The organism is Georgenia yuyongxinii, from assembly GCF_006352065.1.
GTDB lineage: Bacteria > Actinomycetota > Actinomycetes > Actinomycetales > Actinomycetaceae > Georgenia > Georgenia yuyongxinii.
This window is the reverse complement of sequence record NZ_CP040915.1, coordinates 2,805,763-2,818,564: the sequence shown is the minus strand read 5'-3', so window position 1 is coordinate 2,818,564 and position 12,802 is coordinate 2,805,763. Positions and strand designations below refer to the sequence as shown.

9 protein-coding genes are annotated in these 12,802 nt (G+C 74.9%); 2 read left to right on the top strand and 7 right to left on the bottom strand.

Annotated features, from left to right (window positions below):
- The first annotated feature begins 31 nt into the window (after positions 1–31).
- The gene (locus FE374_RS12865) at positions 32–1,483 is read left to right on the top strand and encodes a sensor histidine kinase (RefSeq protein ID WP_388044340.1); all 1,452 of its coding nucleotides are present in this window, start codon (positions 32–34) and stop codon (positions 1,481–1,483) included.
- A 94-nt stretch (positions 1,484–1,577) separates the two neighbouring features.
- Here FE374_RS12865 and FE374_RS12860 read toward each other — a convergent pair whose 3' ends face one another.
- Positions 1,578–1,826, bottom strand: coding sequence for a WhiB family transcriptional regulator (locus tag FE374_RS12860; RefSeq protein WP_139929600.1), 249 nt, complete (start codon positions 1,824–1,826; stop codon positions 1,578–1,580).
- Positions 1,827–2,065: 239 nt separating this feature from the next.
- Here FE374_RS12860 and FE374_RS12855 point away from each other — a divergent pair, with 239 nt between their 5' ends.
- Complete coding sequence (locus FE374_RS12855; protein WP_139929599.1) at positions 2,066–2,491, top strand: hypothetical protein; 426 nt, start codon at positions 2,066–2,068, stop codon at positions 2,489–2,491.
- Here FE374_RS12855 and FE374_RS12850 read toward each other — a convergent pair.
- From FE374_RS12850 to FE374_RS12825, 6 genes are all read right to left on the bottom strand, one after another.
- Positions 2,471–5,965 (bottom strand): FtsK/SpoIIIE domain-containing protein, encoded by a 3,495-nt coding sequence (locus FE374_RS12850; RefSeq protein WP_139929598.1) that lies wholly within the window; start codon positions 5,963–5,965, stop codon positions 2,471–2,473. The two genes, FE374_RS12855 and FE374_RS12850, sit on opposite strands and share 21 nt — an antisense overlap.
- A 137-nt stretch (positions 5,966–6,102) precedes the next feature.
- The gene (locus FE374_RS12845) at positions 6,103–8,757 is read right to left on the bottom strand and encodes an ABC transporter permease (protein ID WP_139929597.1); all 2,655 of its coding nucleotides are present in this window, start codon (positions 8,755–8,757) and stop codon (positions 6,103–6,105) included.
- Positions 8,757–9,539, bottom strand: coding sequence for an ABC transporter ATP-binding protein (locus FE374_RS12840; protein WP_139929595.1), 783 nt, complete (start codon positions 9,537–9,539; stop codon positions 8,757–8,759). Before FE374_RS12840 ends, FE374_RS12845 begins: the two co-directional genes overlap by 1 nt.
- A gap of 269 nt (positions 9,540–9,808) precedes the next feature.
- Positions 9,809–10,519: a response regulator gene (locus FE374_RS12835; RefSeq protein ID WP_139929593.1), complete on the bottom strand. Its 711-nt coding sequence runs from the start codon at positions 10,517–10,519 to the stop codon at positions 9,809–9,811.
- Entirely contained in the window at positions 10,516–11,868 is a 1,353-nt protein-coding gene (locus FE374_RS12830) for a sensor histidine kinase (protein ID WP_230978297.1), read from the bottom strand. The genes FE374_RS12835 and FE374_RS12830 overlap by 4 nt, the downstream gene beginning before the upstream one ends.
- A gap of 116 nt (positions 11,869–11,984) precedes the next feature.
- The gene (locus FE374_RS12825; protein ID WP_139929591.1) at positions 11,985–12,770 is read right to left on the bottom strand and encodes an SOS response-associated peptidase; all 786 of its coding nucleotides are present in this window, start codon (positions 12,768–12,770) and stop codon (positions 11,985–11,987) included.
- Between the last annotated feature and the right edge of the window lie 32 nt (positions 12,771–12,802).

Genomic DNA, 12,802 nt, shown 5'->3' with positions numbered 1-12,802 from the left:
AGCGGCCCGGCGTCCGCATTAGGGTGAGGAGGTGCCCACCCTGGCGAACATGATCGCGGAGACCATCGACCTCCAGCCCCAGGACGCCGAATGGCTCCACCAGCTGGTCGGCGACTGGCAGGTCGTGGCTGATCTCGCGTTCGCCGACCTCGTCCTGTGGCTGCCCTCGCGCGACGGCGGCTTCGTCGCGGCGGCCCACTGCCGTCCCTCCACGGCGGCCACGGTGCACTACGACGACATCGTCGGTGACCAGCTCCCCGAGCAGCGACAGCTGCTGTTCGAGCAGACCCTCGAGGACGGCGGCATCCACGTGCGCGCCGAGCAGTCGCGAGGCTCCTACGGCATCCGGGAGGTCCTGGTGCCCGTGGTCCACGAGGGCCGGCCGATCGGGGTGATGACCCGTGAGTCGAGCCTGCCGGCCACCCGGGTCCCGTCGCGGCTGGAGATCTCCTACGTGGAGGTCGCCGACATGCTCTGCGCGATGGTGGCGCGCGGGGAGTTCCCGCAGACCGGCGCGCCCACCGGCTCGCGCCGGGGCGCCCCCCGGGTGGGTGACGGCCTCGTGCGCCTCGACGCCGAGGGGCGGGTGATCTACGCCAGCCCCAACGCGGTGAGCAACTTCCACCGGCTCGGGGTCATCGGCCAGCTGCGCGGTGAGGTTCTCGCCGAGGTGGTCACCGAGCTGCTCGAGGAGTCCTCGACCATCGAGGAGACGCTCGCCGTCGTCGTCATGGGCCGGGCGGCGTGGCGGACCGAGGTGGAGGTCCGCGGGGTGACGCTCAGCCTGCGTGCCGTGCCGCTGACCGACCGGGGCGAGCGGCGCGGCGCGCTGTTGCTGTGCCGGGACGTCTCCGAGGTGCGGCGCCGGGAGCGCGAGCTCATCACGAAGGACGCCACGATCCGCGAGATCCACCACCGCGTGAAGAACAACCTGCAGACCGTCTCCGCCCTGCTGCGCCTCCAGGCCCGCCGCACGGACAACAAGGAGACGAAGGACGCCCTCGACGAGGCCGAACGACGGGTCTCCACCATCGCGCTGGTGCATGAGACGCTCTCGCAGAACATCGACGAGGTCGTCGATTTCGACGAGGTCTTCGGCCGGGTCCTGCGGCTGGCCGCGGACGTTGCCTCACCGGACTCCTCGGTCCGCACGATCGTGGAGGGCAGCTTCGGGCTGGTCGGGGCGGAGGCGGCGACGTCGCTGGCGGTGGTCCTGACCGAGCTGGTGACCAACGCCGTCGAGCACGGCCTGCGTGGTCGCAGCGGCAACGTCATCGTCCACGCGGAGCGCGACGGCGCGGACCTCGAGGTCCTGGTCCGCGACGACGGCTGGGGCATCGAGGACGGCAAGGTGCTCACCGGCCTAGGGACGCAGATCGTCAAGACGCTCGTCACCGGTGAGCTGAGCGGCTCGATCGAGTGGCGGCCCCGCCCCGAGGGAGGCACCGAGGTGGTCCTTCGGGCGCACCAGCGCGAACGCTGAAGCGTGTGCCCGGCGCAGGGACACGACGACGCCGCCGGTCTCCCGGCGGCGTCGTGGGTGGTGCGTGAGGAGCGCGCTCCAGCTGGAGGTGTGGTCAGCCGGCGCGACGGGCGCGGGCGGTGCGGCGCTTGAGCGAGCGGCGCTCGTCCTCGCTGAGGCCACCCCAGACGCCGGAGTCCTGGCCGGTCTCGAGAGCCCACTTCAGGCAGGTGTCCACCACGTCGCACCGCTGGCAGACGGCCTTCGCCTCTTCGATCTGCGACAGTGCGGGGCCGGTGTTCCCGATGGGGAAGAACAGCTCCGGGTCCTCGGTGAGGCACGCAGCGCGGTGACGCCAATCCATTTAGGGGCTCCTTTGGGCACACGTCGGGCTACTGGTTCCACAGGGGATTCAGCGGCCCGACCGACGGGGTGTTGCTGCTGAGACCAAGGTTGACACGCGAAAGATGCGACGACAAGAGGTTTCGGACAAGTGACCAACTGGTTACGGACGTGGCTTTCCTCACATCTGGACGCGCTGCGGCACGTCTTCCCTGATGAGGGGCTCGACCGAGCCGGCGACGCCCGGACTACTCTCGACGGGTGAGTAATTCCACCGACGGTCCCCGGTCCGCCGCTGTCCCCCTTCCTTTGCGGGCGGCACTGCTCGCCGTCGTCGTGGAGGCGGCCGCGCTGGTGGGCCTGGCGGGCGCCTTCCTCCTGGACGTCCTCCGCGGCCTGGTGCTCAACGTCGGCACCACGGTCGCCATGGCCGTGTTCTTCCTTGGTCTCGCCCTCGTGCTCGTCGCCGCCGGCCGGGCGTTGTGGCGGGGCCGACGGTGGGGCCGCGGGCCCGTGATCACCTGGCAGCTGCTTCAGGCCGTGACGGCCATCGCGATGACCGGGGTGCTGCCGGCCTACATGGTGGTGCTTCTGGTGCTGACGAGCGCCGGGGTCATCGCCGGGGTGCTGTGGCCCTCCTCCCGGGAGTACGCCTCGGTGACGGGCTCACCCTCGGTCATCGCCTGAGGGAGACCGCGCGACCTGTACCGGGACCGCTGACCCGCGCACGACCAGCACTCCCAGGCCGGGGTGGAGCGGCCGTGCCGTGTCGACGGCGGGGGCGAGGTCCGTGACGGTGAGCTGGGTGGGTGCCTCGCCCGGGCGCAGCACCAGCAGCGCCGCCGTGCTCCGCCAGGTGGCGAGCGGGCCGCGGTAGGCCGCGACGACGGCATCGCTGGTGGCGGCGGCGACCACCGCAGCGGGGTGCCCGCGCAGCTCCCGGTCCAGCTCGTCGAGCGCGCCCGCCGGCCAGCGGTCGAGGTCGTCGAGCACCAGGACCTCCGCCGCCGGCACGGTGCCCGGACCGGGGAGCGACGCGAGGGCGCGGCCCGCGGCGGCGAGCCCGGCCCGCACCGTGGCCAGGGCCGTGGTGCGACCGCTGCCGGGCGGGCCGAGCACGAGGAGGCGGTCCCGTGGTCCGCAGGGCGCCCAGACCGGACCGGCGTCGTCCCCGCCGCGACCGATCGCCACCTTGCCGGGCAAGGCCGGCGGCAGGCCGGCCGCGTTCACCGACGACGGGATGGGCGCGAGCCGCAGGACCTCTCGGCCTTGCGGTCCCGCGGCGTGCATCCTCCCCCCGCGGGCGATCTGCATGGCGGTCGCGGTCCCCGGCGCGAGCAGCACAGCGCGGCCGGGAAAGTCCGCGACGGGCCTGAGCTCCTTGGGCACACCGGCGAGCAGAGCCTCGGTCTCGTCGCGCGGCGACAGGACGAGCCGGCTCCGCACCGGCTCCGCCCACCGGGCCACCACGGTGGCCGGGGGCCCGGAGGCGGCCACCGCCAGACCCGCCCGGCCGGCCTCGCGCAGCAGACGCCCCAGCACGGCGGCGCCCTGCCCGGGCGGTCCGGTGCCGTCCAGCTGGTCGCAGACCACGTCGGCGTCGTCGATCACCAGCACCGAGCGCGCAGGCTGCGCCGTGCGCAGCAGCGTCAGCAGGCGGGACATGCGCCGGGGGTCGCCGGCGCCGACGACGGTGCCCAGCGTCGGTCCGTGCAGGTCGCCGAACTGGTCCGGCCGGGCCGCTACCACGTGTACGGCGAGGCCCGCTGTCAGCGCCTGGGCGACGACGGCGCGCAGCGTCTCGGTCCGCCCCGTTCCTGGTCCGCCGGTCACGAGGATCGGGGTGCCGTCCCAGGCCCACACGCCGAGCCGCTGCTCGTCGGGCAGGTCGGACCGCGCCAGCGGCAGGGTGAGTGCACAGGTCGGCGCCCCCCACGTGGTCGACGGTGCCGGCAGATCCGAGAGCGGCACGTCGACCGGCAGCGGCGCGGCCCACGGGCGCTCCGGCGCGACGCCGTGGCCGAGGCGGTCCCAGCCGCGTCGGGCAGCGGCGACGACGGCCGCTGGAAGAGCACCGTCGGCCCCACCCCAGGGCACCTGGATCTCTCGCAGCCGCTCGGTGCGCAGCAGCGCACGGCCCGGCACCGGGGGCAGGTTCGCCGCATCGGGCACTCCCAGCACCTCCAGCGAGTCGGCGGGTTCGAGGGTCCGCAGGCACACGCGCACGTTGAGGTTGGCCCGCACGTCGGGCCCGACGGCGCCGCCGGTGCGCTGCGTGGCTAGCACCAGGTGGATGCCCAGAGCACGGCCCTGCGCCGCGAGACGGACGAGGGCGCCGAGCACCTCGGGGTGGGTCTCGGCGAGCTCGCGGAACTCGTCCACCACCACGAGGAGGCGGGGCAGCTGCCGATGGGCACCGGTCGGCTCCGTGCCGCGAGCACCCATCGCGGCGAGGTCCCGCGCACGCAGCGCGGCGAGGTCGCGCGCACCCGCCGCCGCGAGCACCCGCTCGCGGCGGCGGACCTCGGCGCGCAGGCTGGCCAGCGCGCGAGCGGTCGCCGCGGGGTCGAGGTCGGTGAGGACCCCAGCCGCGTGCGGCAGGCCGGCCAGGGAATCGAACGTCGCGCCGCCCTTGTAGTCGACCAGCACGAGCTGGAGGTCGCCGGGGGAGTGGCGCACCACTAGCCCCAGCAGCCAGCTGAGCAGCAGCTCCGACTTGCCGGACCCGGTGGTCCCGGCGACGAGGGCGTGCGGACCTGTGGCGGCCAGGTCCAGCTCGACCACGCCGTCTTCGTCCACGCCCACCGGTGCCGACAGCCCAGGCGGCGTCGTCGCCCATCGCTGCTCGAGCCGGTCGAGGGGACCCAGCAGGCCCGCCAGCGGCACCACGGTGGGCAGGGACGCGCCAGCGGTGTCCGGGTGACCGGCGGCCACGACTGCGGCCAGGGCAGCGGCCCAGGGCACCGGCACCGTGAGGTCCGCGCACACCGGGACGATCCGTGTGCACCACGCGGGTGCCTGCTCGACCCGTTCTGCCAGCACCAGGACCGCGTGGTGCTGGTCCGTGGACGGTGCTTCGTTCGGCGGCGCTGGCACGTCCGCCCAGGCCTCGCGCACCGTCAGGTGCCAGCCGGGCGGGTCACGCCGGCCGGGGGAACGCAGCAGAGCCGCCCAGTCCCACGCTGGCGGCAGGTCGGCATGCACGACGGCGGGGCCGTGACGCACGACCAGCTGGGCGACGATCCAGCGCGCCGCGGCCTGGCTCTCGGCCCGGGCACCGACGAGTGCCACCCGGTCGTGCGGCCGGAGCTCGAGCAGGTCCTCCGCCCGGTCGCCGCCGCGCGGGGCGATCGTCCGGGCGCGCCGGACCGGCCGGGGCAGTCGTGCGCGCAGGACCTCCTCGGCCGGCTCGGGCGCCAGGGCCGCCGCGGCTCGCAGCAGCAGCGCCGCCGGGTCCGTCACGGCCAGGTGGGGCGAGCGCGGAGACGGTGGCCCGCGACCCTCCGGCGGTCCGTCACGGTTGGGGCGGCTGCCGGCCATACCGGTCAGCAGGGCGCCGAGCGGTAGGGCGAGCATGGCCCACCGCCAGCCGTTGGCGCCTGAGGTGGCGAGCAGCGGGAGAAGGCTGAGGCAGAGCAGGAGGGGGAGGACCAGGCGCACGCGGTCGGAGGGGAACCGCCCGGCTGTCACGCGGACCGGACGTGCGGGTGCCAGATCCGGGCGGGCGCGGACCTCGAGCACCGACTCGCCCAGCGCGAGCCGCGTGCCCGGCGGTGCCTCACGCCACCGCCCTGTCAGGCGCCGCCCGCGACCGAGCCCCCGCGGCCGCCGGCCACCCGACCGGGGCGGGCCCAGCCCGGGGACACCCCGGGGAGGCAAGGCACGGCACCAGCGGTGGGCCGCCAGAAAGGTGCCGTTCACGGAGCCGACGTCGCGCACCTGGACCCGGCCGCGGTGCACGCGTGCCTGGAGGTGCTGTCTCGAGACGAGCGCGTCCGCCAGCGCCAGGTCCGCATCGGCGCGGCCGACCAGAGCGGGCCGTGCTCGCAGCGGCAGGCATGAGCCCGTCGCCGGCCCGGCGACGACGGCCAGGTGGAAGGCGGAGCGCAGCGCAGCGGCCGGGTCCGGCACCGCACCGGTCGGAGATCGTTCCTGGCTCATGCGATGAGCGTGCCGCGTGCCACCCACACGGCGGTCCCGCCCTGTGGAGGGCTGGGCCGTATCCCGGCCCGTAGCCCGGCGATACCCGGGCCTCGTGGCCGTGGCGATGCCACCTCCACGAGGCCCGGGACACCCGGCTACTCCGCGGCGAGCGCAGCCACCGGCGGCGTGCGCACCGCCGAGCGTGCCGGGAGCACGGACGCCACCAGCCCAGCCAGGATGGCGACAAGGGCCACGGCCACCAGGGCGTCCCACGGCACGGCGAGCACGAGCTCACCGGTGCCTCCGAGGATCACGGCGGTCCCGGCCCAGCCGTAGACGAGCCCGAGCAGCCCGCCGACCGCGGCCCCCACGACCGCGATGAGCACGCCCTCGACCGCCAGCAACGCCCGCAGCTGGCCGCGGGTCATGCCCGTGGCCCGCAGCAGCGCATGCTCGCGCCGCCGCTCGATCACCGACAGCGACAGGGTGTTCGCCACCCCGATCAGCGCGATGACGACGGCGACGCCCAGCAGTCCGATCACGATCGACAGCAGCGTGTCGATGACCTGCTCGTACGCCTCGCGCTCCGCCGCCGCTCCGGTGACGAAGGGCACGGCGCCCGCGCTCGTCGTTGCCTCGGCGAGCGCCCCGCGCACCGCCTGGACGGTGCCGGCGGGGTCGTCGCCGGACAGCCGGGCCCAGACCTGGGTCACGGCGGGCTGCGCCGCCGCCGGGGCGGTAGCCGGGGTCGCGACGGCGAGCCAGCCGGCCTCGGGCACGACCACCACGGTGACGGCGGCGCCGTCGGTCGCCTCCGCGGACGTGCCGGCGGTGATCGTCACCTCGTCCCCGTCCGTGGCGTCGAGGGCGTCGGCGAGGTCGTCGCCCACCAGGAGGACGTCGTCGGTCAGGCCGGCCCACACCCGGGGGGCGCGGACCACCGCGGCGAGGTCGGACGGGTCGAGCACGGTGAGCTCGGCCGAGGTGACGTGGTCCGCGCGTGCCAGCTCGACCTGCGCTGTCGGAACGGTGACCGCGAGCTCGACCCCCTCGGTGGACGCGATGGCGTCGACCTGCGCGGGCGTCAGTGCGCCCTCTGCACCGCCGGAGCTCACCTCGGCCGCGAGGTCGACGGGGAACTGCGCGTCCAGCGTCGCGCCGAGGCTGGCGCGAGCACCGGCGGCCCCGGTGGCCATCAGCGTCACCAGCGCCACCCCGATGAGCAGCGCGGAGGCCGTCGCCGAGGTCCGGCGGGGGTTGCGGGTGGCGTTGACGGTGGCCAGGGCCACCGTCGGGCGGCGCTGTCCGCCGGCCGCGGCGCCCAGCGCCCGGCCGAGGACGCGCACCGCGCCGGGCACGAGGAACACGGCGCCGACCATGACCCCGGCGAAGGACACGATGCCGCCGAGGACGCCGACGGCAAGGACGATGCCGAGGGAGTACTCCGACCCGGCGACGCCCGTGACGGCGAGCGCCACCGCGCCGCCCAGAAGGACCGTCCCGCCCGTGATCAGCAGTGCGGCGAGCCAGAACCGCAGGCGGCCGCCGCCCCGGACGTTCCCGGGGGCCGACGCCGGACGCAGGGCCGCCACCGGGCGCACCCGGGTGGCTGCCCGGGCGGGTGCAAGCGCGGCGAGGACCGTCACGACCGCGCCGGTCAGCACCGGCACGGCGAGCACGGCCGGTGTCACGGTGATGGTGGTGGCTACGTCGACGCCGATGTCGGCCCGTCCCACGAACCACAGCGCCCCCTGGCCCAGGGCCAGCCCGGCGAGCAGGCCGACGACACCACCGACCACGCCGAGCAGGACCGCCTCGAGCAGCACCGAGCGGTGCACCTGTGCCTTCGTGGCGCCCACGCACCGCAGCAGCGCCAGGGCGTGGGTGCGCTGCGCCACCAGGACCTGGAACGTGTTGGCGATGACCAGCCCGGCGACGAACATCGCGATCGCCGCGAAGCCGAGCACGAGGTAGGTCAGCGTCTGGGTGTCCCCAGTGAGCTGTTCGGTCTGGTGCTCCGCCTCCTGCAGGGCCGTGCGGACCACCGTCGACGGCACCGCATCGCTGATCTCCTCGGCCACGGCGGCCGGATCGGCGCCGTCGGCGACGTCGACCAGCACCGAGTCGTAGGTCAGGGGGCCGCCGGAGGGATCCATCTGCGTCAGCCAGCCCTCGACGTCGGCCCGGGTGACCAGGGCGGTGGACGCCGCGCCGGACAGGCTCGGGGGGTCGACGAGGACGCCGGTCACGGTCAGGTCCGCGCCGCTGGTCACCCAGGTGCCCTCGCCGAAGGAGTCCCCGGACGGCTCGGCGGCGCCGTCCTGCGCGGCCACGGTGGCCGGTTCCCAGAGCTCCCACTCCGCGCGCACCGTGTCCCCGACGCCCACGCCCAGGCGCTTCGCGCTCGCCCCGGTCAGGGCGAGCTCCCCGCTGCGAGCGGGGGCGGCGCCGTCGAGGTACCGGTGCGTGTCGAGGCTCGCCGCGGAGGCCACCGGGGTCAGGTCGGCCGCGTCGAGCCGGCCACCCGCCCGCACCTGCCCGTACAGGTGAGCGACGCCGTCGGCCGCCTCGACCGTGTCGAGCTCGCCGATCCGGGTCACGGCGGCCGGGTCGAGCACCCGGTCTGCCGGGTAGAGGACGACGTCGGCGTCGCCGAGGGACGCGGTGACGGTGCGGTAGGTGGTGTCCCGCACGAGCGCGCCCGCGAGCAGCGTGGCGGCCACGAACGCGGTGCCGACGGCGATCGCCAGCCCGGCCGCAGCCAGCCGGCCGGCGCTGCGGCGCATCTGCGCCAGGGTCAGTCGCAGCATCACGCCACCGGGTCCAGGCCGCGGAGGGCGTCGAGTCCGGCGAGGACCGCCTCGGGGGTGGGGTCGGAGATCTCCCCGGCGATGCGCCCGTCGGCGAGCAGCACCACGCGGTCCGCGTAGGCGGCGGCGTTGGGGTCGTGAGTGACCATGACGACGGTCTGGCCCAGCTCGCGCACCGAGGTGCGCAGGAAGGAGAGCACCTCGGCGCCCGAGCGGGAGTCGAGGTTGCCGGTGGGCTCGTCCGCGAAGACGACGTCGGGGCGGGTGATCAGCGCCCGGGCGATGGCCACGCGCTGCTGCTGGCCTCCGGAGAGCTCGGCGGGCCGGTGGGTCAGACGCTCACCCAGCCCCAACGTGGTCACGAGGGTGGCGAACCAGTCCCGGTCCACCCTGGCCCCGGCCAGCTCGCACGGCAGGGTGATGTTCTGCTCGGCGGTGTACATGGGCAGGAGGTTGAAGGACTGGAACACGAAGCCGACGCGTGCGCGGCGCAGCAGGGTCAGCGCCCGGTCGTCCAGGGCGGTCAGCTCGGTCTCACCGAGGAACACCTGCCCGGCGGTGGCCTCGTCCAGGCCCGCGAGCAGGTGCATGAGGGTGGACTTGCCGGACCCGGAGGGCCCCATGATCGCCGTGAACCGGCCGGCCGCGAACGCCACGTCGACGCCGTCGAGGGCGTGCACGGCGACGTCGCCCCGCCCGTAGGTCTTGCGCAGGCCGGCCGCGCGGACGGCGGCGCGCGCGTCCGGGGCGGTCGGGCGGACGGGGGGACTGACTGCAGACATGGACGTGCTCCTCGATCGGGAAGCGCCACAGGCGCCGGTCCGGCTCCTGCCGGTACCCACGACGTTACGGACGTGCCCGATCGCCGTCGTCGGACCACGGTCGGGTTGAGGCGTCATCCCATGGGTGGAGGCGTGACCGCTCGGGAGGCCGACAGAGCCCGACGCCGGCCCCTGTTCGGTGAGATGTCAAGTCCTCCGCGACATGTCAATGACGTCTCACGGAGAAGATGACATCTCGCGGGGAGGGGGAGGGGGAGGGGGCGACGGCGTCAGGCGCCCGGCGTGACCAGGCCCGTCTCGTAGGCCAGCACCACGGCCTGCACCCGGTCCCGCACCCCGAGCTTGGCCAGGATCCGGCCGACGTGGGTCTTCACGGTCGCCTCGGCGACGAAGAGGTCGCCGCCGATCTCGGTGTTGGACCGCCCGCGCGCCATCAGCACGAGCACCTCCCGCTCACGCTCCGTGAGGCCGTCGAGCACCGCGGGTGGTGCCTTCTCTGCCTCCGGCAGGATCTGGGCGAGGTGCCCGAGCAGCCGCCGTGTCGAGGACGGCGCGATGACGGCGTCGCCGGCGTGCACCGTCCGGATCGCGCCGAGCATCTCCTCCGGCGGTGCGTCTTTGAGGAGGAACCCGCTCGCGCCTGCCTTGATGGCCCGCAGCACGTACTCGTCGACGTCGAAGGTGGTCAGGATGATCACGCGCGGGCTGCCGTCGGCCTCGGCCGGACCGTTCCCGGCGCCGTCGCCGGCGATCGCCGCCGTCGCCGCCAGACCGTCCATGTTCGGCATGCGCACGTCCATGAGGACGACGTCGGCGCGGTGGTCGCCGAGGAGGCGGACCGCCTGAGCGCCGTCGCCGGCCTCGAGCACGACCGCCATGTCCGGCTGGGAGTTGATGACCATGGCGAAGCCGGCACGGACGAGCTGCTGGTCGTCCACGAGGGCCACACGGATCGGTGCTGCGTCGGTCGGCGTGGTCATCGGGGCCCTTCGGTGGTGCGGACGGGTGCGTTGCTCGGCATGGCGGGCGGCGCGGGCAACCCGGCAGCGCCGGCCGTCCAGGCGGTCCCGGCAGCGTCGTCGGTCCAGGTGGGCTCGGCGAGGGGCAGCTGCGCGCGCACGCGGAAGCCGCCGCCGGGGCGCGGGCCGGCGGAGACGCTGCCGCCGAACAGGGCGGCCCGCTCGCGCATGCCCACCAGGCCCTGGCCGTGCCCGTCGCCCCGGGCGGCGGCGCCGCGGCCGTCGTCGTCGACCTGGAGGACGAGCGTGCCGGGCTGCTGCCACTGCAGCAGCACGGTGATCCGCGCGCTGGGCCCGGCGTGCTTGAGCGCGTTGGTCAGCGCCTCCTGGCAGATGCGGTAGATCGTCAGGCCCGCGCCCGGCGGCAGCGGCCGGGCGGTGCCCACCCGCACGGTCGAGACCGCGGCGCCCGAGGAGCGCACGTGCTCCACCAGGGCGTCGAGGTCGGCGTCCACCGGCTGGGGAAGCAGCGCCGTGGACTCGGCGGAGTCGCCGTCGCGAAGCACGCCGAGGATCCGGCGGATGTCCGCCAGCGCGTCCCGGCCCATCTCCGCGATCGTGGTCAGCGCCCGCTCGGCGGCGTCCGTGTCAGTCCGGGCGGCGTAACGTCCGCCGTCGGCCTGGGCGATCACCACGGAGAGGGTGTGTCCGACGACGTCGTGCATCTCCCGCGCGATCCGGGTGCGTTCGGCCGCGATGGCGAGCTGGGCCTGCTGGTCGCGCTCGACCTCCAGTCGCCGGGCCCGCTCGATGAGCGACTGGATGTGCTCCAGGCGACCGCGCCGGAACTGCGCCAGTCCCCAGGTGGCCAGGATGGACCCACTGATGCCCGCAAGGATGAGCAGGAAGTTCCAGACGCCGGAGCCGCCGAACTCGGACGCCATGACGACGGCGAGGAGCCCCGCACCGAGCAGGGCACCCCCCAGGGCGGTGCGGCGCGCCCAGCGGGGCCCGTACACGGTGACCGAGTACAGGGCGACGAGGACGAGGAGGTCCGTCGGCACGATCAGCAGACCGATGCCACGGAACATAGCGAGCTCGACGAGGACGTGGAGGAGGCCGCTGGCGTAGATGGTCACCGCGGAGGCGACCGGGCGGTTGCGCCGCCAGGCCAGCGCAGCAGGCATGACGATGGCGGCCGTCGCCGTCGCCGTCGCCGTCACCGAGAGCCCGTAGCCGCTGGTCAGCGCGATGTAGGCGGTGGGGACGCCGATCAGCAGGACAAGACCGAGTGCGACCAGGGAGTCGACCGTGGTGCGACGGCGGGCGGGGTCTCGCAGGCGCGCTCGCACGTCGTTCGTCCTCGTCACACGGTCAGGTTAGGTGCCGGCGCCCTGCGACCACGTCCGCCCTGGGGCGGAGGCCGCGGTCGCCGGGTCCGTCCGGGGGCGTAGCGGGCGTGCCCGGCCGCGTGTGCCGGGTCCGCTCACGGCGCGACGGCGGCCACGAGCTCAGGGCCGTCGTTGCGCACGGCGTTGACCTGGGTGGACACCTCGTACCACGTGAGTTCCGGTCCCGGCTGCCGGGCCACGGCGAGGGCCTCGTCGGCGTTCGTCACCGACCGGTCCAGCCACGGGTCGACATGGCTGCGGGAGAGGATCACCGGCACCCGGTCGTGCAGCTCGCCCATCGGGCCGACGGCGGCGGTGGTGAGGATGGTGCAGGTGAGCAGCCACGGTGCGGCCGGGTCCCCGGGCCGGCGCCACCAGGAGTACAGGCCGGCGAAGGCCAGCGGCGATCCGTCGGCCGGGCGGATGAAGAACGGCGTCTTCTTGGCGGCGTGTCCGGCCCCGGCGGCGGGCTTCTGCCACTCGTAGTACCCGTCGGCGACGACGAGGCACCGCTTGGTCCGCAGCGGCGTCGCGAACGCCGACTTCGAGCCCACGGACTCCATCCGGGCGTTGATCATCTTCGCCCCGGCCGAGAGGTCCTGCGCCCAGTGCGGCACCAGGCCCCACCGCGCCAGGTGCATCTCGCGACGCACCGCTTCCGCGGAAGCGCCCGGGGCCGGCGCCTCCGCCGCCCGCGTGCCAGGCGCCGCGTGCTCTTCGGGTTCCGGCTGGACCGTCCGCTCGAGGACCACTCGCGCCCCGTCCGTGGGCGCGACGTTCCACGACGGCGGCAGCTCGGCGGCGTCCTCGGCCACCACGGCGACGTCGAAGATGTCCGCCAGGTCCTGGGCCTGGCGGAAGGAGGCATAGCGACCGCACATGGCACCAGCGTGCCACGGCGGGCGCCGGCCTG

Excerpts from the sequence above, each read along its gene's own strand:
- FE374_RS12840 (WP_139929595.1), bottom strand. The coding sequence starts at position 9,539 with ATGTCTGCAGTCAGTCCCCCCGTCCGCCCGACCGCCCCGGACGCGCGC.
- FE374_RS12850 (WP_139929598.1), bottom strand. The coding sequence starts at position 5,965 with ATGAGCCAGGAACGATCTCCGACCGGTGCGGTGCCGGACCCGGCCGCT.
- FE374_RS12860 (WP_139929600.1), bottom strand. The coding sequence starts at position 1,826 with ATGGATTGGCGTCACCGCGCTGCGTGCCTCACCGAGGACCCGGAGCTG.
- FE374_RS12845 (WP_139929597.1), bottom strand. The coding sequence starts at position 8,757 with ATGCTGCGACTGACCCTGGCGCAGATGCGCCGCAGCGCCGGCCGGCTG.
- FE374_RS12835 (WP_139929593.1), bottom strand. The coding sequence starts at position 10,519 with ATGACCACGCCGACCGACGCAGCACCGATCCGTGTGGCCCTCGTGGAC.
- FE374_RS12825 (WP_139929591.1), bottom strand. The coding sequence starts at position 12,770 with ATGTGCGGTCGCTATGCCTCCTTCCGCCAGGCCCAGGACCTGGCGGAC.